The 20,348-nt window shown below is 65.1% G+C and carries 20 protein-coding genes; 8 read left to right on the top strand and 12 right to left on the bottom strand.

Annotation, left to right across the window (positions count from 1 at the left end):
• Window positions 1-89: 89 nt before the first annotated feature.
• Entirely contained in the window at window positions 90-572 is a 483-nt protein-coding gene (locus ACQR07_RS36180) for a PaaI family thioesterase (protein ID WP_434864913.1), read from the bottom strand.
• Between the two features lie 194 nt (window positions 573-766).
• Between ACQR07_RS36180 and purL the strand changes: the two genes are divergently transcribed.
• Complete coding sequence (gene purL, locus ACQR07_RS36175) at window positions 767-2,977, top strand: phosphoribosylformylglycinamidine synthase subunit PurL (protein WP_434906813.1); 2,211 nt, start codon at window positions 767-769, stop codon at window positions 2,975-2,977.
• 331 nt (window positions 2,978-3,308) lie between these two features.
• Here the strand turns inward: purL and ACQR07_RS36170 are convergent, their stop codons facing one another.
• Window positions 3,309-4,505, bottom strand: coding sequence for an acyltransferase family protein (locus tag ACQR07_RS36170; RefSeq protein ID WP_434906812.1), 1,197 nt, complete (start codon window positions 4,503-4,505; stop codon window positions 3,309-3,311).
• 280 nt (window positions 4,506-4,785) lie between these two features.
• Between ACQR07_RS36170 and ACQR07_RS36165 the strand changes: the two genes are divergently transcribed.
• Window positions 4,786-4,959 (top strand): DUF1328 domain-containing protein, encoded by a 174-nt coding sequence (locus tag ACQR07_RS36165; RefSeq protein ID WP_434906811.1) that lies wholly within the window; start codon window positions 4,786-4,788, stop codon window positions 4,957-4,959.
• A 76-nt stretch (window positions 4,960-5,035) separates the two neighbouring features.
• Here ACQR07_RS36165 and ACQR07_RS36160 read toward each other — a convergent pair whose 3' ends face one another.
• On the bottom strand, window positions 5,036-5,401 hold the full coding sequence (locus ACQR07_RS36160; protein ID WP_434906810.1) for a DUF427 domain-containing protein: 366 nt from the start codon (window positions 5,399-5,401) through the stop codon (window positions 5,036-5,038).
• Between the two features lie 234 nt (window positions 5,402-5,635).
• Between ACQR07_RS36160 and ACQR07_RS36155 the strand changes: the two genes are divergently transcribed.
• On the top strand, window positions 5,636-5,875 hold the full coding sequence (locus tag ACQR07_RS36155; RefSeq protein ID WP_434906809.1) for a BolA family protein: 240 nt from the start codon (window positions 5,636-5,638) through the stop codon (window positions 5,873-5,875).
• Between the two features lie 32 nt (window positions 5,876-5,907).
• Entirely contained in the window at window positions 5,908-7,110 is a 1,203-nt protein-coding gene (locus tag ACQR07_RS36150; RefSeq protein WP_434906808.1) for a low temperature requirement protein A, read from the top strand.
• On the opposite strand, the gene egtD is transcribed toward ACQR07_RS36150, so the two are convergent.
• Together egtD and egtB are read right to left on the bottom strand one after the other, a co-directional pair.
• Window positions 7,086-8,057, bottom strand: coding sequence for an L-histidine N(alpha)-methyltransferase (gene egtD / locus ACQR07_RS36145; RefSeq protein ID WP_434906807.1), 972 nt, complete (start codon window positions 8,055-8,057; stop codon window positions 7,086-7,088). The genes ACQR07_RS36150 and egtD overlap by 25 nt on opposite strands.
• Before the next feature lie 53 nt (window positions 8,058-8,110).
• Window positions 8,111-9,361, bottom strand: a complete 1,251-nt coding sequence (gene egtB, locus ACQR07_RS36140) for an ergothioneine biosynthesis protein EgtB (RefSeq protein WP_434906806.1) — start codon at window positions 9,359-9,361, stop codon at window positions 8,111-8,113.
• A gap of 306 nt (window positions 9,362-9,667) precedes the next feature.
• On the opposite strand from egtB, the gene grxD reads away from it, so the two are divergent.
• Genes grxD through ACQR07_RS36125 form a run of 3 tightly spaced genes read left to right on the top strand, consistent with a single transcriptional unit; the run spans window position 9,668 to window position 11,814 of the window.
• On the top strand, window positions 9,668-10,006 hold the full coding sequence (gene grxD, locus ACQR07_RS36135) for a Grx4 family monothiol glutaredoxin (protein ID WP_006609190.1): 339 nt from the start codon (window positions 9,668-9,670) through the stop codon (window positions 10,004-10,006).
• Entirely contained in the window at window positions 10,003-10,563 is a 561-nt protein-coding gene (locus ACQR07_RS36130) for an O-acetyl-ADP-ribose deacetylase (protein ID WP_434906817.1), read from the top strand. The genes grxD and ACQR07_RS36130 overlap by 4 nt, the downstream gene beginning before the upstream one ends.
• Before the next feature lie 30 nt (window positions 10,564-10,593).
• On the top strand, window positions 10,594-11,814 hold the full coding sequence (locus ACQR07_RS36125; protein WP_434906805.1) for a serine hydrolase domain-containing protein: 1,221 nt from the start codon (window positions 10,594-10,596) through the stop codon (window positions 11,812-11,814).
• Window positions 11,815-11,817: 3 nt separating this feature from the next.
• Here the strand turns inward: ACQR07_RS36125 and ACQR07_RS36120 are convergent, their stop codons facing one another.
• The 7 genes from ACQR07_RS36120 to murI all read right to left on the bottom strand — a co-directional run bounded on the left by ACQR07_RS36120 (window position 11,818) and on the right by murI (window position 17,613).
• Window positions 11,818-12,885, bottom strand: coding sequence for a threonine aldolase family protein (locus tag ACQR07_RS36120; protein ID WP_434906804.1), 1,068 nt, complete (start codon window positions 12,883-12,885; stop codon window positions 11,818-11,820).
• Between the two features lie 78 nt (window positions 12,886-12,963).
• Window positions 12,964-13,506: a hypothetical protein gene (locus ACQR07_RS36115; protein WP_434906803.1), complete on the bottom strand. Its 543-nt coding sequence runs from the start codon at window positions 13,504-13,506 to the stop codon at window positions 12,964-12,966.
• Between the two features lie 214 nt (window positions 13,507-13,720).
• Window positions 13,721-14,338 carry a 30S ribosomal protein S4 gene (rpsD, locus tag ACQR07_RS36110; RefSeq protein WP_434906802.1) on the bottom strand — a complete coding sequence of 206 codons (618 nt, stop codon included), beginning with the start codon at window positions 14,336-14,338 and terminating at the stop codon, window positions 13,721-13,723.
• Between the two features lie 265 nt (window positions 14,339-14,603).
• Window positions 14,604-15,380 carry an acyltransferase gene (locus ACQR07_RS36105; RefSeq protein WP_434906801.1) on the bottom strand — a complete coding sequence of 259 codons (777 nt, stop codon included), beginning with the start codon at window positions 15,378-15,380 and terminating at the stop codon, window positions 14,604-14,606.
• A 196-nt stretch (window positions 15,381-15,576) separates the two neighbouring features.
• Window positions 15,577-15,963 carry a cupin domain-containing protein gene (locus tag ACQR07_RS36100; protein WP_434864899.1) on the bottom strand — a complete coding sequence of 129 codons (387 nt, stop codon included), beginning with the start codon at window positions 15,961-15,963 and terminating at the stop codon, window positions 15,577-15,579.
• Between the two features lie 65 nt (window positions 15,964-16,028).
• Window positions 16,029-16,802, bottom strand: a complete 774-nt coding sequence (locus ACQR07_RS36095; protein WP_434906800.1) for an HpcH/HpaI aldolase family protein — start codon at window positions 16,800-16,802, stop codon at window positions 16,029-16,031.
• 13 nt (window positions 16,803-16,815) lie between these two features.
• Window positions 16,816-17,613, bottom strand: coding sequence for a glutamate racemase (murI, locus tag ACQR07_RS36090; RefSeq protein WP_434906799.1), 798 nt, complete (start codon window positions 17,611-17,613; stop codon window positions 16,816-16,818).
• A 1,417-nt stretch (window positions 17,614-19,030) separates the two neighbouring features.
• Between murI and ACQR07_RS36085 the strand changes: the two genes are divergently transcribed.
• Entirely contained in the window at window positions 19,031-20,284 is a 1,254-nt protein-coding gene (locus tag ACQR07_RS36085; RefSeq protein ID WP_434906798.1) for a hypothetical protein, read from the top strand.
• The last annotated feature ends 64 nt before the right edge of the window (window positions 20,285-20,348 follow it).

The raw sequence follows: 20,348 nt of genomic DNA, 5'->3' as shown, positions 1-20,348 counted from the left end.
AGCACGGTCATCCTGCGGCTGTCACAATCTTCGCCATCAATGAGCCCAAAAACTCAATTGGCTCACGGGCTCTACGGCTTCACGTCAGGCTACGGCGAGCTCGCCGCGTCCGGCGTCCGCCGCTTCACCCGCTTGATGGTGCCGGAGAACGAGAACAGCGGCTTCGTCCCCGAATGCAGCATGCCGCGCAGGAAGATCAGCGAGGCGCCGGCGCGGGTGACCTCGCCGGTGGCCTCGATCAGCTCGCCCTCGCGCGCGGCATCGAGGAATTCCGACGAAAACGACACCGTGACACCCGGCCCCTGCATGATCGGCGCGGCGAACGCAAACAGGCAGTAGTCCGCGAAGGTCATCAGGCAGCCGCCATGGACGTTGCCGCCGCCGTTCAGATGCTTCTTCTCGACCCTGAAGGCGCAGCGGATCGAGCCGTCGTCCTCCATGCGGTGCCAGAACGGGCCGGTGTGGGATTCGTAGCTGTCGCGCATCCAGGTGCGCCAGCCGGCAAATTCGCCTGATGTGGCGATGTGGATGCCGGGGCGGTTCTCGAAGGCGGAACGGGTCAGGTCGTGCACGTCGCGGGGCCTTTAACTGTTGATTTACCGTCTTAAATCCGATCGGTCGCAAATCTGCAAATATCCCGCCAGACGGTCCCGGCCAAAGCTCTGGACAGGGCGGATGAGGGCCGTAAAAGGCCTTTTCCCACTTGGCCTCTGTATTTATGAAGCAGGGTTTAAGGGACCAGCGGCCCACGGGCAAAGGCATCTCCATGCGCAATGAACCGCAGATCACCCCCGAGCTCGTCGCCGCCCATGGCCTGAAGCCCGACGAGTACGAGCGCATTCTGAAGCTGATCGGGCGGGTGCCGACCTTCACCGAGCTCGGCATCTTCTCGGCGATGTGGAACGAGCACTGCTCGTACAAGTCGTCGCGCATCCATCTCAAGGGCCTGCCGACCAAGGCGCCGTGGGTGATCCAGGGGCCGGGCGAGAACGCCGGCGTGATCGACATCGGCGACGGCCAGGCCGTCGTGTTCAAGATGGAGAGCCACAACCACCCGAGCTACATCGAGCCGTACCAGGGTGCGACAACCGGCGTCGGCGGCATCCTGCGCGACGTGTTCACGATGGGCGCGCGCCCGATCGCCTGCCTGAACGCGCTATCGTTCGGCGCGCCGGAGCATCCCAAGACCCGGCATCTGGTGTCCGGCGTCGTCGCCGGCGTCGGCGGCTACGGCAATTCCTTCGGTGTGCCCACGGTCGGCGGCCAGACCCGCTTCCACACCCGCTATGACGGCAACATCCTGGTCAACGCCATGGCGGTCGGCCTCGCCGACGCCGACAAGATCTTCTACGCGGCGGCCTCCGGCGTGAACATGCCGATCGTCTATTTGGGCTCCAAGACCGGCCGCGACGGCATCCACGGCGCCTCGATGGCCTCGGCGGAGTTCGACGACTCGTCCGAGGAGAAGCGCCCGACGGTGCAGGTCGGCGATCCCTTTGCCGAGAAGCTGCTGCTGGAGGCGTGCCTGGAGATCATGGCCGCCGATTGCGTGATCGCGATCCAGGATATGGGCGCGGCGGGCCTGACCTGCTCGGCGGTGGAGATGGGCGCCAAGGGCGATCTTGGCGTCGACCTCGATCTCGATGCGGTGCCGACCCGCGAGGCCGGCATGAGCGGCTACGAGATGATGCTCTCGGAAAGCCAGGAGCGCATGCTCATGGTGCTCAAGCCCGAGAAGGAAAAGGAAGCCGAGGCGATCTTCCGCAAATGGGGACTCGACTTCGCCGTGGTCGGCTACACAACCCCGAGCAAGCGCTTCGTCGTCAAGCATGGCGGCGACGTCATGGCCGATCTGCCGATCAAGGAGCTCGGCGACGAGGCGCCGCTGTATGACCGCCCGCATGTCGCGTCGCCCGTGCTGCCGGTGATCCATGCCCGCGAGGTCAAGCCGCCGATGGACATCATCCCGGCGCTGGAGAAGCTGATCGCGACGCCGGACCTGTGCTCGAAGCGCTGGATCTGGGAGCAGTACGACCACGTCATTCTCGGCAACACCGTGCAGCGCCCCGGCGGCGACGCCGCCGTGGTGCGCGTGCAGGATGGGCCAAAGGGCCTGGCGCTCACCGTCGACGTCACGCCGCGTTATTGCGAGGCCGACCCGTTCGAGGGCGGCAAGCAGGCCGTCGCCGAGGCCTGGCGCAACATCACGGCCGTCGGCGGCCGACCGCTGGCGATCACCGACAACCTCAATTTCGGCAATCCGGAGCGGCCCGAGATCATGGGCCAGTTCGTCGGCTGCCTGAAGGGCATCTCGGAAGCCTGCCGCGCGCTGGACTTCCCGGTCGTGTCCGGCAACGTCTCGCTCTACAACGAGACCAACGGCCGCGCGATCCTGCCGACACCCTCGATCGGCGGTGTCGGCCTGCTGGACGACTTCACCAAGTCCGCCAGCATTGCCTTCAAGGCCGATGGCGAGGCGATCCTGTTGATTGGCGAGACCCATGGCTGGCTCGGACAGTCGGCCTATCTGCGCGACGTCTGCGGCCGCGAGGAGGGCGCCCCGCCGCCCGTCGACCTGGCTGCCGAGAAGCGCATCGGCGACGTCGTGCGCGGCATGATCCACGCGGGCACCGCGACGGCGGCACATGACCTGTCCGACGGCGGCCTGTTGGTCGCGCTCGCCGAGATGGCCATGGCCTCCGGCATCGGCGCGCGGCTGCTGGCGGCACCCGCTTCGATCGTGCCGCATGCCTATTGGTTCGGCGAGGACCAGGCCCGCTATCTCGTGACGGTGCCCGAGACCGAGGCCGGCCGCGTGCTCGCCAAGATGCGCGGCGCGAACGTGCCGTGCACGCGCATCGGCACCACCGGCGGGACCGCGCTGGCCATTGCCGGCGAAGCCTCCCTCGAGATCGCCGCGCTGAAGACCCGCTTCGAAAGCTGGCTGCCGAGCTACATGGGCGGTAGCGCCGCATAACCCACCGCCGTCGTCCCGGACAAGCCATGACGGCGCCACGCGCCGTCATGGCGCTGATCCTGGACCCATACTCCGTGACCGGAGTTGTCAGGCGGGCTGGTCGTTGACCTGCGCCAACAACAACACCCTGTGGTTATGGGTCCCTGCGTTCGCAGGGACGACAGCGGAGTTTGTTAGCGCGGCGCCCCTTCCACATTCGTCATTGCGAGCGAAGCGACCTGTAAGCCGAAGCTCGAAGAGCGTAGGCGGAAGCAATCCAGGGCTCCGGCGGGACTGCTGGATTACTTCGTCGCTTCGCTCCTCGCAATGACGGACGGAAGCAGATGCGTGCTTACAGCACGTTCTTCGCGCCCGGAATCTGCCGCAGCACCCAGGTCGCGCCCCAGCTCAGGAGCACGCTGCCGATGAAGGCGATCGTGGCCTTGGCGACGGCCGGCAGATTGAGGTCGAACAGCCAGTACTGGATCCACAGCACGATCGGATAGTGCACGAGGAACATGCCGTAGGCGTCCGCCTGCATGCGATCGAGCACGGAGAACTCCGAGCGGCGGTGGTTGAGGAAGTAGGACAGGATCGCGAACATCATCGCAGCGCTGAAGATCACGAACAAGAAGCCGTAGGCTCCCTCGTACCAATGCGGCAGCACCGGCGGGTTGTCGAGCACCTCGCGCTTGATCGTGATCAGCACCCAGAGCAGCACATACGGCACGAGCGTCACGACGATCCAGGCGCCGAGGCCGCGTTGCGACATCTGTCCTTCGGCGGCCAGCAGGCCGCGCTCGAAATTGGCCGAGCCGATGCCGGCGCCGACGTAGAAATAGGCGGCGTAGAGCAGCACGCGGCTGGCCTGAACCGAGAACGGCCCGGCCTCGAACCAATGTGTCGGTCCGAAATACAGCCGCGCCGGAATGTAGAGCAGGCCCGTGATCAGCAGGAAAATGAAGAAGAAATCCCGCGGCTGCGCAAAGCCGCGCTGCGACAGGTTGTTGAGCGGCTCGAGGAGGCGCGGCGACACCCGATAAAGCAGGGCTGCCGAGGTGTCGAACGCCAGCAGCACCCATATGAACCAGATCGGTCCGCTCGGCCAAGGGCCGACGGTCACGGTCTTCCACCAGAAGGCTGAGAAGCTGGTGTCCGGATTGGCGCGCAGCTCGATCGCATAATAGGCGAGAGGGATCAGGGTCAGCGCGGCGATCGCGAAAGGCAGCCCGAGGCGGAGCAGGCGGTCGCGCAGGAATTGCAGCGTCGTCTTGTGGGCAAGGCCCGACCACACGAACAGGCCCGACAGGAAGAAGAACATGGCCATGAAGAAGCTGTCGGTGGCCAGCACGATGCCGTCGAAGCCGAGGAAGGAGGTCGGATCGGTGTGCCCGAAATAGGTGTAGGGAATCACGGCGTGGTGCAGCAGGACCACCAGCGTGAGAAATGTCCGGGCATGATCCAGCGCTGCGTTGCGCGCGCGGGCGCGTGGACGGGCCTGAAGCTCGACCTTGGCGGCGGCCGCCGATTGCGTAACCGATATGACCATGTGCTCCCCCAGCACCGCTGCTGCCGTGCCCGACTATAGATCTCGTTTCCAATGCTGCAAAATCAGCAAGCGCCCCGGCCCGCAAGCCGGTTTCTCACACATCCCGACGTTTTTTTGCACTTGATGTCGTTACGAACCGGCGATGTACGAAGTTACGTGCCACCTGTTCCGAAGTTGCGGAAATCCTCCCGGGTCCTCCCAGCGCTGAAGGAACCGGTTCCAGACACCGTCGTTAGTGAGGCGAACGCGCCGGCACGGCGCTGGACTGGAGGACGATACCGTGACTCTTCTCAAATGGGCGCTGCTGTTCTTCGTGATCTCGGTGATCGCCGGCATACTCGGCTTCACGGGTATCTCGGCAGCTTCCGCAGATATCGCGCGGATCCTGTTCTACATCTTCCTGGTGATCTTCCTCGTGCTCCTGATTCTCGGGCTCACGATCTTCAGGGTCTAGCGTGCCGAGAGGCTGCTGACGAACAGACGCCGGGCCGGCTGGCTCCAAGCCGACCGGCCGGCGATCTCAGGCAAGGTCAACTTGAAGGAATTTCCTCGATTCGCACCTTGTCGGGATAGAACGCCAGATGATCTGCGATCTCGGCCATGGCTGGAAAAGGCGTCTCATAGCTCCAGATCGCGTTGTCGAGCGTCTTGCCGTTGGCGCTGACGCTGAAATAGCTGGCATCCCCCTTGTAGGGGCAATGGGTCACGCGATCGGTCTTTTGCAGGGCCGCCATGTTGGCGTCGGCCCGCGGCACGTATTGAACCGCCGGATAGCTCGCCTCCTTCAGCGTCAACGCACTGGTGGTATCAGCGATGACCATACCGTCGGCGAGCACGCGAATTCGCTTTGGATTGCGGGTAATCGTGATCGGGTGGTCCGGCCCTGGCAGCTTCATATGAACCCTCCTCGTCCCGTTTCGGGTGCGTCACCCGGTCCACGCCATCTCGTCTGAGGCTGGTATATAGTGGTTCCGGGCGTGACCTCGAAAGCGGTTCGCGCTAGATTTCATCATCACGGTCGCGCGAGAGCGCCTTGATTCGATGCGTCGAACGGGCCACTGAGGGGGCAGCAGAGCATGTCTCTGGGGCTCTGCATCAGTTTGCCGCCGGACAGAAGGAGATGCACTGGGATGCCCATGGATGCCCACGATATCGAGCAGATGATCAAGGCCGCCATCCCGGACGCCCAGGTGACGATCCGTGATCTCGCCGGCGACGGCGACCATTATGCCGCGACGGTGATCTCCGAGGCCTTCCGCGGCAAGTCCCGCGTGCAGCAACATCAGCTCGTCTACCAGTCGCTGCGCGGCCAGATGGGCGACGTCCTGCATGCCCTGGCGTTGCAGACCGGGGTGCCGGAGCAGCGCTGAGAGAACGGCGGCCGCAACGCATCGGGGGGGAGATGGCGGTGGACAATCCGCGTGGTGCGCTGTTCCGCGTCATCGAGCCGAACCAGCACAGCCGCGTCACCTTCGTCGAGCTGTTTTTCGATCTCGTCTTCGTCTACGCGGTCACGCAGATCTCGCATTATCTGATCGGTCATTTCACGCTCCTCGGAGCCGTGCAGACCGCCGTCCTGTTTCTCGCCGTATGGTGGGTGTGGGTCTACACCGCCTGGGTCACCAACTGGCTCGACCCCGAGAAGGCGCTGGTCCGCAGCCTCCTGTTTGCCTTGATGCTCGCCGGCCTCGTGCTGTCGATGTCGATCGCGCGGGCGTTCGACGATCGTGGCCTATGGTTTGCCATCGCCTATGCGGCCATGCAGGTCGGCCGGACCGCTTTCTGGTGGATGGCGACACCGCCGCACAGGGTGGCCGTTCGCCGTAACGCCATCCGCATTCTCGCCTGGCTCATCGCCTCCGCCGTGCTGTGGCTGCTCGGTGGCCTGGCTGAGGGCTCCGTGCGGATGGGGTTGTGGGCCGCAGCGTTGACGCTCGAATACATCTCGCCCGCCGTTCGCTTCTGGGTGCCGGGCCTTGGGGCATCGACGGTGGAAGACTGGATGGTCGAGGGCGGCCACATGGCCGAGCGCTGCGCGCTCTTCATCATCATCGCGCTCGGCGAATCGATCGTCGTGACCGGCGCGACCCTTGCCGATCTCGACTGGACCTCTGCCAACGTCGCCGCCTTCGCCTGCGCCTTCATCGGGACCGTCGCGATGTGGGCGGTGTACTTCAACCGTGGCGCCGAGGCCGGCTCCGAGATGATTTCGCGATCGACCCGGTCCGGGCTCGTCGCGCGATCCGCCTACACCTATCTGCACATGCCGATCGTGGCCGGCATCATCCTGACGGCCGTGTCCGACGAGATCGTGCTCAAGCATCCTGCGGGACACACCGATTTCAAGACGGCCGCCGTGACGATTGGAGGGCCGTTTGTGTTTCTGATCGGGACCGTCCTGTTCAAGCGCGAAGTGCGCGGATTCCTTCAGCTGTCCCACGGGGCGGGCCTGCTCGCCCTGGCCGGTCTCGGCTGGTTTGCGACCGAGCTGCCGCCGCTGATCCTCTCGGCGCTGACGAGCGCGCTGCTGGCGATCGTCGCGCTGTGGGAGACGCTGTCACTGCGTTCGAAGCCGAAGGCTCACGGTTCTGCGACCAGCGCCTGAACGGAGAACATCTTCGCCGCATCGGTCCACACGGTCTGGACCTTCCAGCCCGAACCGCGCGCCAGCGCGCCGAACCGTTCGATGCTGTATTTGTAGCTGTTCTCGGTGTGGATGCTCTCGCCGGCACGGAACGCGATGGTCGTGCCGAGCAGCCGCACCGACTGCGGCTTCCGCGCGACCAGATGCATCTCGATGCGATGCTGTTCGCGATTGTAGATCGCGCGATGCACGAAGGCGGACAGATCGAAATTGCCGCCGAGCTCGCGGTTGATGCGCAGCAGCAGATTGAGGTTGAAACGCGCGGTCACGCCGGCCGCATCGTTGTAGGCCTCATGCAGGACGCGCTCGTCCTTTTCGAGATCGACGCCGACGATCATCAGCGCACCAGCGCCCAGGATCTCGCGCGCCGAGCGCAGAAAGCGGCAGGCTTCATGCGGCTCGAAATTGCCGATCGTCGATCCCGGGAAGAAGCCGACCTTCGGCTGTCCTGCGATGGCGTCGGGCAGCTTGAACGCCGTGGTGAAGTCGGCGATGACCGGATGGACAGCGAGAGCGGGGAAGTCGTGGCGAAGGCTGTCGGCCTGTTCGGTCAGGAAGTCACCGGAAATGTCGACCGGGACGTAGCTGGCAAAGCGGCAGCTTTCGAGCAGCAGACGCACCTTCGTGGTAGAGCCGGCACCGAATTCGATCAGCGCCGCATTCTCGGGAATGATCGCGGCGATCTCGGCGCCGCGATCCCGGAGAATGCCGAGCTCGGTGCGCGTCGGGTAGTACTCGGGCAGGCGCGTGATCTGCTCGAACAGATCCGAGCCTGTCGCATCGTAGAAATATTTCGGCGACAGCTGCTTCGGCTGCCGGGTGAGGCCTGCGACCGCATCGAGCGCAAAGGCCGACGTCTTGTCGTCGGGAAGGTGGGCATTGGACAGGGCATTGACGTGCACGTTCATGATACTCTCCTGGACGCGCACACGCGCGATTGTCGTGCCGGATGGCCGGCGGCTCAGGCGTAGTCGGCGAGCCTTAGTCCCGTGAATTGCCAGCGATGGTGGGGATAGAAGAAGTTGCGATAGGTGACACGGCTGTGACCCTCTGGCGTCGCGAGCGAGGAGCCGCGCAGCACCAGCTGGTTGACCATGAACTTGCCGTTGTACTCGCCGAGCGCACCTTCCATGGCGCGATAGCCGGGATAGGCGCCGTACGCGCTGCGCGTCCATTGCCAGACGATGCCGAACGCGTCGTTGAGCTGGCCGCCGCGCGCGGCGACCTCCCACTCCATTTCGGTCGGCAGATGCTTGCCCGACCAGCGCGCGAAGGCATCGGCCTCGTAGTAGCTGACATGACAGACCGGAGCGGCCGGGTCGATGCCGCGCAGTCCGCCGAGCGTCATGAGGCGCCACTCGCCCTCGACCTTGTACCAGTGCCCGGGCGCTTGCCAGTGCTCGCGGCTTGCCGTGGCGAAGCCGTCCATCAGCCACAAGGTCGCGGTCTCGTAGCCGCCGTCCGCCATGAAGGCGAGCCATTCGCGGTTGGTGACCAGATTGCGCGCGAGCTTCACCGGCCCGACCAGCGCACGATGCGCCGGCCGCTCATTGTCGAAATGATAGCCGGCTCCGGCGTGGCCGACGGTGTGGATGCCTTCGGGGAGGCTGATCCACTCTTCGCCGGTCCCGGCTGCGGCAGGGAAGCTCCAGGCCGGATCGTAGGCCGGCGCCGTCGGGTTCTGCGCAAACGCATGCAGCATGTCGGTCAGCATAAGCTCCTGATGCTGCTGCTCGTGGTTGAGGCCGATCTCGACGAGCGGAGCCACCGTCTCCAGGGCCGCGACGTCGGCGCGGCGGAGGAAATCGACCATGGCTGCATCGACGTGCTTGCGATAGGCGGTGATCTCGGCCGCTCCCGGACGGGTGATCAGCCCGCGCTCGCCCCGCGTATGTCGGGGCCCGGCGCTGACGTAATAGGAGTTGAACAGGTATGCATAATCGGCATGGAAGGGCGCATATCCCGGGCAGTGCTCGCCAAGAATGAATTGCTCGAAGAACCAGGTGGTGTGGGCCCGGTGCCATTTGGCCGGACTGGCGTCCGGCATGGATTGGATGACCTGATCCTCCGGGCTCAGGTGCGCGGCCCGACGCTCGGTCTCGCCCCGAACCGCCAAAAAGGCCTCGATCAGGCTCTCCGCGAGGAGGGGAGACCGTGCCGGGGATACATCATCAGGGGAGAGCGGGGCCGTAGCGGAGGCTGAACTGGTCACGAGGGTCTCCGTTTGCGGAGGAGAAAACGATCTTCGACGGAACAGGTTCCTTTCGAACGGTTCGTCCTAGATAGGGGTTTGGTTACGGGATGAAACCCTCGGAATGGCTATTATATTGCTGCCGTCAGGCTATGGTCGGGGCGGGGGCGAGCCCCTGACCCGACCCCCGGCATTTTACTTTGGCTGAACAACGGTTTGCGCTACATATGGGGAAGTGACCCGTCGCCCGGGACGGGCTTCGTCCCGGCGCGATCAGAGCGGCACCGAGCCCCAGGCGTTCCTTGAGGCGCCCTAGAGGAAGCGAAGATGAGCATCGAGCAATTCATTGACAACGAAGTGAAGTCGAACGACGTCGTCCTGTTCATGAAGGGGACGCCGCAGTTTCCGCAGTGTGGATTTTCCGGCCAGGTCGTGCAGATCCTCGACCATGTCGGCGTCGGCTATAAGGGCCTCAACGTTCTGGAATCGGCTGAACTGCGCAACGGCATCAAGACGTTCTCCAACTGGCCGACGATTCCGCAGCTCTACGTGAAGGGCGAGTTCGTCGGCGGCTGCGACATCGTCCGCGAGATGTTCCAGAGCGGCGAGCTGCAGCAGCTGTTCACCGACAAGGGCATCCCGGTCGGCACAGCGGCCTCCGCCTGAGCTATCCCGTCCGCAAGATCGGCGCGACCCGCTTCGAGGTCATCACGGCCGACATCACCAAGCTCGGCGTTGACGCCATCGTCAACGCCGCGAACTCGTCTCTGCTCGGCGGTGGCGGCGTCGATGGCGCCATCCACCGCGCGGCAGGGCCGGATCTCGTCATGGAGTGCCGCATGCTCCATGGCTGCAAGACCGGTGAGGCCAAGATCACGAAGGGCTATCGCCTGCCGGCGCGCCACGTGATCCACACCGTCGGCCCGGTCTGGCAGGGCGGCGAGCGCGGCGAACCGGAGCTGCTGGCGTCGTGCTACCGGCGCTCGATCGAGCTCTGCCACAAGCACCTGCTGGACTCCGTCGCGTTTCCGGCGATCTCGACCGGTATCTTCCGCTTTCCTGCCGAATGGGCAGCGTCGATTGCGGTGACCACGTCGATCGACGCGATCAGCGAGGAGACGTCGCTGTCGCAGATCGTGTTCTGCTGCTTCTCCAGCGAGAGTGCCGAACTGCATGATCAGGCGCTGAGCGCCGCGATCACGAGCCGCGGTCGCGGGAGATGACGACGCCTGGCCCGTCGCGAGGTCGCTAGGATGGGCCGCCAGATGTCGCGGCGGGCGCTGCTCGCCAGCTTGCCTGCAACCGCGATGCTCTCGGTCTGGGCCCGCGCCAGCCGGGCCTCGCCGCGCGATCTCGACCGGCAGCGGCTCGGCAAGGTCTCCGACTATTTCCGCAACGAGGTCGCTGCCGGCACCATTCCCGGTGCGGTCGTGCTGGTGCAGCAGCATGGCAGTCCGGTGCTGCTGCAGAGCTTCGGGCTGCGCGATCCCGCGACCGGCGCGGCGATGACGGAGGATGCAATCTTCCGGATCTACTCGATGTCGAAGCCCATCACCTCGGTGGCCGCGATGATGCTGGTCGACGACGGCCGGCTGAGGCTGGATGACGCGCTTTCGAGCTACATTCCCGCCTTCGCCGACGTGAGGGTCGACGGTCGGCCGCTGGCGCGTCCGATCACCATTCTCGATCTGCTGCGCCATACTTCGGGTCTCACCTACGGCTTTTACGGCGTGACCGCGGTGCGCCGGCTCTACGCCCATGCGCAGCTGTTCGATGGCGACATCGACAACGCGACATTCGCCACGCGTCTCGCCAGGCTGCCGCTGGCCGAGCAGCCGGGGACATTGTGGGACTACGGCCACTCCACCGACGTGCTCGGGCGGGTGATCGAGATCGTCTCCGACAGCTCGCTGTATCAATTCGAGCGGGACCGGCTGCTTGGTCCGCTCGGCATGCACGCGACCGCGTTCTCCCTCGCTGACCCTAGCCTGCGCAACCGCGTGGCCGAGCCGTCGCCGCGCGACTGGTTCGATCGGCCGATTGCCGGCCTGGACGATCCGATCCGTCCGAAGCGCTGGGAGTCGGGCGGGGCGGGCATGATCGGCACCATCTCGGACTACGCGCGGTTCGCGCAGATGCTGCTGAACAGCGGCGAACTCGACGGCCACCGCTATCTCAGGTCCGAGACGGTCGCGCTGATGACCCGAGATCATGTCGTGGGGGCAGGGATTCGTCGTGACGACCTCTATTTTCCTGGTCCGGACCACGGCTTCGGCCTGGGCTTTTCCGTGCGCCTGACGGAGAAGCCTCCGCTGCCGTCGGGCGAATATGGCTGGGACGGCGTCGGCGGGACGTTCTTCTTCGTCGATCCCGCCGACGATCTGTTCGTCATCGTCATGATGCAGGCGCCCTCGCAGCGCGGCCGCATCGCGAGCGATGTGCGGCAGCTCGTCTATGGGGCGCTTGCGTCGTGACCGTCATGCGCCGCGCGCGATCTCCCTCACATGGCCGATCATCTCCTCGATCATGGCGGCCGTCACATCGAGATGGGTGCAGGCGCGGATGCGGCCGTCCATCATCGCCAGCAGCACGCCGCGCTTGCGCAGTTCGGCCACCATCCGGTCGCCGGGCACGCCGGTGCCGTCGGGCTTGAAGAACACCAAATTGGTCTCGGGCTCCTGCACCTCGATGCCCTGGATCTGCGACAGCCCGCGTGCCAGCGCGCGCGCATTGGCGTGATCCTCGGCGAGCCGCTCGACATTGTGGTCCAGCGCGTAGATGCAGGCGGCGGCGACCACGCCGGCCTGGCGCATCGCGCCGCCGAGCCGCTGCTTCCAGCGCCAGACCTCGTCGATGAAGGCAGCACTGCCGGCGAGCACGCCGCCGATCGGCGCGCCTAGCCCCTTGGAGAAATCGATCCAGGCCGAATCCCAGCCGGCGGCCATCTCCGAGGCCGGAATGCCAGTGGCGACCGTGGCATTCAGCAGCCGCGCGCCGTCCATATGCGTCGCCATGCCCTGCGCTTTTGCGATCTGCACGATCTCGTCGAGCGCGGCCTTCTTCCAGATCGTGCCGCCGCCGATATTGGCGGTCTGCTCGACGCTGACGACGGTCTGCGGCGGCTGATAGCGCGAGCGCGGATGCAGCGCGGCCTGGAACGTCTCCGGCGTGAACTGCCCGTCGGGTCCTTTCAGCTGCGTCACCTGAAAACCGCCGAGCGCGGCATGCGCGCCGCCCTCGCGCGAGATGATGTGCGCGGTCTCGTGCGCCAGGATCTCGTCGCCGGGGCGGCAATGCACCAGGGTTGCCGCGACGTTGCACATCGTGCCCGAGGGCATCAGCACCGCGGCCTCCTTGCCGAGCAGGGCTGCGACGCGGGCCGTGAGCGCGTGCACGGTCGGATCGTCGCCGATCTGCTCGTCGCCGACCTCGGCCCGCGCCATCGCCTCGCGCATCGCGGCCGTGGGCCGGGTCTGCGTGTCCGACAACAGGTTGACGCGCACGGGCGGCGCCTTGGGATCGCGCGGGGGCGGGGTGTAGTACATCGGATGTCCTCGTTCGGCTTATCAGACCCCGACCTTACCCAACTCGCCGCGCTCCCGCAAAACGACCCTCCGAGCGGTTCACGCCGCCAGCCAGATGTCCGGCTGCAGCGGCCTGGAGACATCGATCGGCTCGGTGACCAGGAGCGGTGCCTCCGTGCAATCGAACACCCAGGACTCGAGCGGGCTCCGTCGCGCCGGTGACAGCAGCAGCGCAGGCCCCGGGCGCTGCCGCTTGATGTTCCAGCCCGTGTTCACGGCCGCCCAGCCGATCAGCATCGTCTGCCAGTCGTCGGCGGCGTCGGAGGATTCGTCGAAGCAATGCAGAAGTTCGAGCGCGAACGGATCGCAGCCGAGTTGCGCGTCGGCAAAGGTGAGCCCGGTTCCGAGATGGCGGATCACATGGGCTGTCGCATCGGACTGGACGTGCCAGCAGGAGCGTTCGAGGTGATCGAAGACCGTCGAGGGATAGATGCCGTCGTTGAACCGGTAGCGGATCCCCGAGGGACGTGCACGTAATGGCGAAGCGCGAAGCGGTGGCGACCGCAACGGCGGCAGAGGCGGAGCACCGACCGCATCGGCCGGCAATGCACCGAAGATGATATTGCGCCTGTTGAACTCCATGGCGAACGCCCCGCGACTTTACAACTGCAGACAGTGAATCACGGGATGGACACGCTGTCAGCCCAGCTGAGGCGATTTCGTGGCAAGTGTGGCATTCGGGAATCGGTTCGCCTGATCCGAAACCTCAAAAAGCAAAGGCCCCGGCGCATGCCAGGGCCTTCGGATTATCAGATGGGACCGGGCCGCCGTCAGTTCAAGACGGAGCCGGTCAAGATCAGCGCGAGTAGAACTCGACGATCAGATGCGGCTCCATCTGCACCGCGAACGGCACGTCCGACAGCGCCGGGATGCGGATGAACTTCGCGGTCATCTTGGAGTGATCGACCTCGACGTAGTCGGGCACGTCACGCTCGGCGAGCTGGCTCGCCTCGAGCACCACGGCGAGCTGCTTGGAGGCTTCCTTGACCTCGATCACGTCGCCCGGCTTGACCTGATAGCTCGAGATGTTGACCTTGCGGCCGTTCACCTTGATGTGGCCGTGGTTGATGAACTGGCGCGCGGCGAACATCGTCGACACGAACTTGGCGCGGAACACCACGGTGTCCAGACGGCGCTCGAGAATGCCGATCAGGTTCTCGCCGGTGTCGCCCTTGAGACGGCCGGCCTCGACATAGATGCCGTGGAACTGGCGCTCGGAGATGTTGGCGTAGTAGCCCTTCAGCTTCTGCTTGGCGCGCAGCTGCACGCCGAAGTCGGAGAGCTTGCCCTTGCGGCGCTGGCCGTGCTGGCCGGGGCCGTATTCGCGGCGGTTGACGGGGCTCTTCGGGCGGCCCCAGATGTTCTGGCCCATGCGGCGATCGATCTTGTACTTCGCCTCACTGCGCTTAGTCATCGCGTCCTCTTCAGTCTTTCGTTCGGGTTTGAGGAAACGCGCCCTCCTGTGTGTCCGGAAAATCCGGTCCACCGACAGGCCCATCCCCAAAGCATGAAGGGAGAAGGCCACGGGTCGCGAAACGCAACGCGGGCCGAAAGCGGCCCGCGAGCAGGGCGGTTCTTAAGGGAGAAACCGCCGTCTTGTCAAACCGCTAGGCCGGCTTTTCGCGCCCAAATCGCCTCCCGGGCCCGATTTTCTCCGCCACGGCGCCGATTCCGCCCCCTCAGCCGCCGATCGCCCTCACAGGCTTGGCCTCGGTGCCGCGCGAGGCCCGGATCTCGGCGGCAATCTCGCCATTCAGCACCTGCTCCAGCCGGGCAAAGGTCTTCGCGATCAGCGCCGCGTCGGTAACCCGGTGATCCCAGCGGATCATGACGCCAATGCCGCCGTCCGGCTGGGCGACGTCGAAGCTCAGGATGTACGGACCCGGGCTCAGCGCCTGCAGCTGGCCGCCGCCATAGGCCGAGACCCCGGTCACCGCGAAATTGCCGAACCAGTTGGCCCGCTGCCGGCCGAAGCTCAAGCCCACCCACCAGGCGAACCGGCGCAGCGGCCAGGGCAGCCGGGTGGTCAGCAGCATCTTGCGGAACGACGGCACCTGGTCGGCCGGCGCTTCCTTGCCCTGGCGGATGATGCCGTCGACCTCGGAAAGCGTCAGCCGGTCGGGATCGCCGACCCGCTGCGGCAGCACGCAGGGCTCGCCGTCCTCGACCCGGGCGGTCGCCACCATCGCGATGTTGCGCGGCAGCTCGTAGAACGCCGGCCAGGGCCATTTGACGTACAGCGTCCGCAAGGTCGGCTCGTCCCGGGCGACCAGCGCGAAGGCCTTGACGAAGATCGCGGCGAAGCCCGGCGGCTTGGCGGCAGCGCCGCGGGCGTCGAGCAGCGGCCGGATGTCGAGGGTTCGCGCCAGGGAGACGAACGGAACGTCGCTGGAAGCGCGCATCAGATCGATGATCAGGCGCCGTGGCACCGAGATGGACCTGGTCGTTCCGCGCATCCTGAAACCGTCACTCCCGTCGAATTCTGCTTGGCCTGATCCGTCTCCGGCGGCGGCTGCTGTTAGCACCGCCGGCCGGGTTACGGAAGCGCCGCGCTACATCATGATGCGCTTCCACGGAATCGCATCATGATCTATCCCTTTGTTTGAGCGTGATCTTTTCGGAAAACCGGCGTCCACTTTTCCGGATCATGCTCTATGGCGCCGGCGAGGCCAGCGGCTTGGTCTTGTCGACGACGTAGACCCCGAGCACCTTCAGCCCCTTGTCGCCGTGAACCTTGGCGTCGTGGACGACGCCTGCCGGGATCTGGAACGAATCGCCGGCCTTGAGGTGCCGGTCCGGCTGGCCCTCGACGATCAGATCGGCCTCGCCCTCCAGGATGTAGGCGGTCTCCACACCCGGGTGGGTATGGCGGCCCGCCGAGCCGCCGACGGCGACCTCGGCGATCGCCTGGACGATGGCATAGCCGTCCGGGAAATCGGTCTTCTGCAGCATCGTGCGCTTGATCGCCGGCTGCTGCGCCAGCGCGGCGCCGAGCCCGAGCACGGCCAGCGACAGGCCGAAAATCGTCTTCTTCATCATGGTGTTCTCCCCCACTATTGGTTTTCGTTCGGAACGTGAAGCGCGCGGGCGGTGACCCCGCGGAATCAGCGCCTGATCCCCTCGAAGCTTGCGGCAATGCCGCGCTGGAACAAGGACCAGTCGAAGCCGAGCGCCAGCGCCAGGTAGCCGCGCGCGATCATCGCATTGGCCTGCTCGGCCGAGCGCGCCACGCCGCCGATCGGCACGCCCGATTTGAGGATGCCGGCTTCGGCGCGGGCCATCAGGGATTTCACCTGGGGATCATCGAGTTGGCCGCGCTTGTTGATCGAGGTGGCCAAGTCGCCGGGGCCGATCACGGCGATGTCGATGCCGGGCGTCGCCATGATCTCGTCGATGCGCTCGACCGCCTCGACATGCTCGATCGTCACCATGCAGATCATGTCGTCATCGGCGGTCGCCATGTACTCGGCCATCGACACGTTCCAGTGGAACGGCGCATGGAACGGACCCCACAGACGGTCGCCAACAGGCGGATAGCGCACGCTGCGCACTGCCTTCTCGGCGTCCGCGCGGCTCGAGATCATCGGGAAGTTGATGCCGAGTGCGCCCAAGTCCATCGGTGCCTTCGCCAGATGCGGCTCGTTGGCGGCGATGCGCACCAAGGGCACGCAGGGTGTGCCCGACGTCGCCGTGATCATCGCATGCGCGGTGGAGAGATCGATCGGCCCGTGCTCGAGGTCGACGATGATCCAGTCGAGCTGCTGCGCCATGATGCGCACGGTCTGGATGCTCGGGATGGTGGCGATGGCGCCGAAGGTCGGCCGCTTGTCGCGCCAGGCCTGTTTGAGGCGGTTCAGCGGCTTGGGCGTTGCGGACATCGTCTTGTCTCCGTCAGGCCGGGACGCGGCCGCCGAAATAGGGTGTGAGCGCGCCGCTCAGCTGGTGCGGCCTGTTCGAGGTGAAGATCATGGTGGCGCCGCCGTCGGCGGCCTCAGCCACGACAGGGCCGAGCAGGTCGGCGACGCGCCGGGCGATCGCCGGGGCCGGATCGATCCAGGTCACGGGCCAGGGCGCCAGGCGTTCGAGCCGGTCGAGCAGCAGCGGATAGTGCGTGCAGGCCAGCACCACCGTGTCGGTCCGGGCGGCCGGATCCTCGGCATCGCCGGTGAAGCAGGCGGCGATCTCGGCCGCGATCGCGGCATCGCTGACGCTGGTCCCGCTCAGCGCGGCTTCGGCCAGCGACGCCAGCTCCGGCGAGCCGACCAGCGTCACCGCGCAGCCCTGCGCAAAGTCGCGGATCAGCGCATGGGTGTATTCGCGCTGCACCGTCGCCTTGGTGCCGAGCACGGAGACGCGTTTCGTCCGGGATTGGGCGCAGGCGGGCTTGATCGCCGGCACGGTGCCGACGAACGGGGTCGCGTAGGCCGCGCGCAGCTCGGCCAGCGTCTGCACCGATGCGGTGTTGCAGGCGATGACGACGAGATCCGGCCGATGCGCTGATATCAATTCGCCCATCAGCGGCACCACGCGGGCGATCAGCGCTTCCTGGCTGTGGTGGCCATAGGGGAAGAACGCGTCGTCGGCGACATAGACGTAATGCGCATCGGGCCGGGCCCGCACCACCTCGCGCAGCACGGACAGGCCGCCGAGGCCGGAGTCGAACACGAGAATCGTCGGGCGCTGGGTCACGCGGGCAGTGTACCGGAAGCAGGAGGCGGGTTCAGTCGGTTTTTCCCGTGAGGCTTGGGCGGGAGTGGGGCGCCTGGGTGTGTTCCGGCGGGGGAAGCGAAGGTTCAAAGCCTCTGTGTCTTCGCCGGGTCATCGTGTCCGTGATGGCCATCGGCGCATCCTCACATTCAGTGTCATCCCGGCGAACGCCGGGATCCATAACCACCGGCGGCAGCTGATGCGCGAGCTGGCAGCTCCAGCGTGCCTCCCACGCCCGCCGCGGATTATGGGTCCCGGGTCCGCGCCGCGCCGACGCTGTCGCGTCGTCGCAGCTTGCCCAGGACGACAGCGGAGGGTGAGGCGCGAGTGTCTCGTCTCTTTGGAATTCGTTTTCTCTCGAAACAGGCACAGCTGCCCGCCATCACAACAGGTGTCATCCCGGCGAACGCCGGGATCCATAACCACCGGCGGACATTGCTGCGCGAGCTGGCTGCTCCATCCTGCCTCACACGACCGCCGCGGAGTATGGGTCCCGGGTCGGCGCCCCGCCGACGCTGGCGCGTCGTCGTGTCTTGCCCGGGACGACAGCGAGTTTGGAGACATGCGCTCTCATCCTCGCACCCGCTTTCGCGTCCGAGTGTTGCTCATCTCATCGCCCTCCTAACAATGAGGGCGCGGGGAAGGCCGGGTGCCGGTCGCACCCATGGCCCGCCTGCGAAAAAAATGCAGGCGGCAGGAACCACAGGTACGGGCCGGATCATCCGGCCTTCCCCGCGCAATGGGTTTACGGCTTATACGTGCTCTCCCCGGGGACCGGCTGTCTTGCCCCCGTCGCCAGCGCGCTCGTCGAACTTGCACGCCGACTTGGCATCAGCACCGGGATGCCAGGACCACACGATTTCGCCGTGCGCATCGGATCGTTCGTCGGCATGATCGCTCACGCTGCAACCCGACACGCCCACCGCAGCCCGCACTCCACGCTCGTGACGATCGCGAAACGTCCCTCAAGTGAGACGGGATGGTGCAACATAGCATGTGTTTCTGAAAAACGGAAGAAGAATCTTCCAGAAACGGGCGGAGCCGGCGATTTCCTTGCAACGATTTGGAAATGCTGAATTTGCACGGCCGCGATGGCGTCTTGCGTCTCGGCACATCACCGTATCTGGTGGTGGAATGAGGAGGAGGGGGAGACTGCCTTGACCGGACGATCGCAACGCCGATTGCGGCGACCTGCTGGTCGAGCTCGACCGCACCGTGACCGTCGCCGAGTGCCGTCGCGTTGCGCAGGGCTTGAAGCAGGCGAGGCTTGATGTGGCCCGGCTCGGCGTGATCGCGCCCGCAATGGCATGTCGCGGTCGAGATCAAAGCGGGGCGGGCGAAGGATCATCAGATATGTGATGTCGCCGCCTGCGAAGTGGTTGGTGTCTGGAGTGCTGACATGGGAAGATTCTTCGCAGCGATCATCGTCCTCCTTGCAATTGGGGGAGGCGTTCTGCTGCGAGGAATAGATACGCGAGTGCTTTTCGGTGGTTCGAGCTTCACTAAGTCGGTCGAGGTCAGCGCTCCCGGATCGGATCGCGGCTACTATTACCGGTTCAAGGCCAGCTTCGCCTACAAGGGGGAGCCGCTCGATTTCGACATCGTGGTCGGCTGCAATGTCAGGATCACGACCTACAAGGACAACGACCGAACGGTCTACGTCGGCATTGCGCCGATGGCGTTCGGTCTCAAGATGAAAGATAGGCACGGCGTGGTGGTGCGTCCGCCTCACGCTTGCAGAGGTGAAACCACCGATAATGGCGAAGTTCCTCAAAATCTGCTGCCGCTCGTGGTCACCTACGAAGATGCGGAGGCACCGTGGTCTGGGATCGCCTATGCGTCGGAGGACGCTTATGAGAGTCCCATTTCCGAACTCAAATTCTTCGGCGCGACCATCGTAAAAGCCACCGCCGAGGAGTGGCGGGAATGGCGCCGCTCCGAAGCGCCGAAGAATTTCATCACCTACGAGCTTCTCGGCATCAACGCAAAGAACATGTGGGAAGCTCCTCACTGGAAACCAAGCTATCGGGTGATGGCTTCGGGCTGTCTTGCCGCCTCCTGGGTCAAGCTTCCTGAGCCGGTGCGCGACTTGGTCCACCGGTTTTGGCCGTCCACGAACCCTCTCTATTGGTTTCCGAGTCGGGACATGCGCGACGCATTGTGGAGCGTTGCTGTAGATCCCAAGGACCCGCTGCTGTTCGAAGGCAATCGTTTTTTAGACTACAAGCAGGAGCTGGCCGACTCGGATGGGAGCCAAGGGTTGCCCCGACACCAATCAGGTGCTGTCATATTCTTCAAGCATTACGTTGCCGGCGACCTCTATCCAGCGCGGATCGATCGCTCGGTGAACCTATTGAGAGCCGACGGCGAACTACCTCCCGAGATCAAAGAAAAGCGGCTACCGCCGCGGATTGAAGCAGAAGCGAGGCCCGAGTTGCGTGGGTTTGCCTATTGCGATGACACCGTGTTCAAGATCGAGGAGGTGCCGGGCGGCTTCTACGGAACTCCGTTCTACCTAAGCGACATCAATGGCACGGCGATCAACGAGGACCTTCAGTCGTGGCGTGTGGGATCCAGTTTGGTCCTCGAGCGTGACGAGTTTGTGATTCTTCCACGCAGATATCAGATCGGAACCATCTTTGGGGGGTTATGATGAGCCTTGCGTCGCTTGAACCTTGCAGCAGCTCTCGCCGAACAGGTCTATGATCGAGATACTG

This window comes from Bradyrhizobium sp. HKCCYLS20291 (assembly GCF_051167715.1).
GTDB lineage: Bacteria > Pseudomonadota > Alphaproteobacteria > Rhizobiales > Xanthobacteraceae > Bradyrhizobium.
Note: the sequence above shows the minus strand (reverse complement) of the source record. Positions and strands in the feature narration are given on the sequence as shown.

What these genes read in the sequence shown, in the direction of transcription:
- purL (WP_434906813.1), top strand. Translation starts at nt 767, where the DNA reads ATGCGCAATGAACCGCAGATCACCCCCGAGCTCGTCGCCGCCCATGGC.
- ACQR07_RS36170 (WP_434906812.1), bottom strand. Translation starts at nt 4,505, where the DNA reads ATGGTCATATCGGTTACGCAATCGGCGGCCGCCGCCAAGGTCGAGCTT.
- ACQR07_RS36160 (WP_434906810.1), bottom strand. Translation starts at nt 5,401, where the DNA reads ATGAAGCTGCCAGGGCCGGACCACCCGATCACGATTACCCGCAATCCA.
- ACQR07_RS36155 (WP_434906809.1), top strand. Translation starts at nt 5,636, where the DNA reads ATGCCCATGGATGCCCACGATATCGAGCAGATGATCAAGGCCGCCATC.
- ACQR07_RS36150 (WP_434906808.1), top strand. Translation starts at nt 5,908, where the DNA reads ATGGCGGTGGACAATCCGCGTGGTGCGCTGTTCCGCGTCATCGAGCCG.
- egtD (WP_434906807.1), bottom strand. Translation starts at nt 8,057, where the DNA reads ATGAACGTGCACGTCAATGCCCTGTCCAATGCCCACCTTCCCGACGAC.
- grxD (WP_006609190.1), top strand. Translation starts at nt 9,668, where the DNA reads ATGAGCATCGAGCAATTCATTGACAACGAAGTGAAGTCGAACGACGTC.
- ACQR07_RS36125 (WP_434906805.1), top strand. Translation starts at nt 10,594, where the DNA reads ATGGGCCGCCAGATGTCGCGGCGGGCGCTGCTCGCCAGCTTGCCTGCA.
- ACQR07_RS36120 (WP_434906804.1), bottom strand. Translation starts at nt 12,885, where the DNA reads ATGTACTACACCCCGCCCCCGCGCGATCCCAAGGCGCCGCCCGTGCGC.
- ACQR07_RS36115 (WP_434906803.1), bottom strand. Translation starts at nt 13,506, where the DNA reads ATGGAGTTCAACAGGCGCAATATCATCTTCGGTGCATTGCCGGCCGAT.
- rpsD (WP_434906802.1), bottom strand. Translation starts at nt 14,338, where the DNA reads ATGACTAAGCGCAGTGAGGCGAAGTACAAGATCGATCGCCGCATGGGC.
- ACQR07_RS36105 (WP_434906801.1), bottom strand. Translation starts at nt 15,380, where the DNA reads ATGCGCGGAACGACCAGGTCCATCTCGGTGCCACGGCGCCTGATCATC.
- ACQR07_RS36100 (WP_434864899.1), bottom strand. Translation starts at nt 15,963, where the DNA reads ATGATGAAGAAGACGATTTTCGGCCTGTCGCTGGCCGTGCTCGGGCTC.
- ACQR07_RS36095 (WP_434906800.1), bottom strand. Translation starts at nt 16,802, where the DNA reads ATGTCCGCAACGCCCAAGCCGCTGAACCGCCTCAAACAGGCCTGGCGC.
- ACQR07_RS36085 (WP_434906798.1), top strand. Translation starts at nt 19,031, where the DNA reads ATGGGAAGATTCTTCGCAGCGATCATCGTCCTCCTTGCAATTGGGGGA.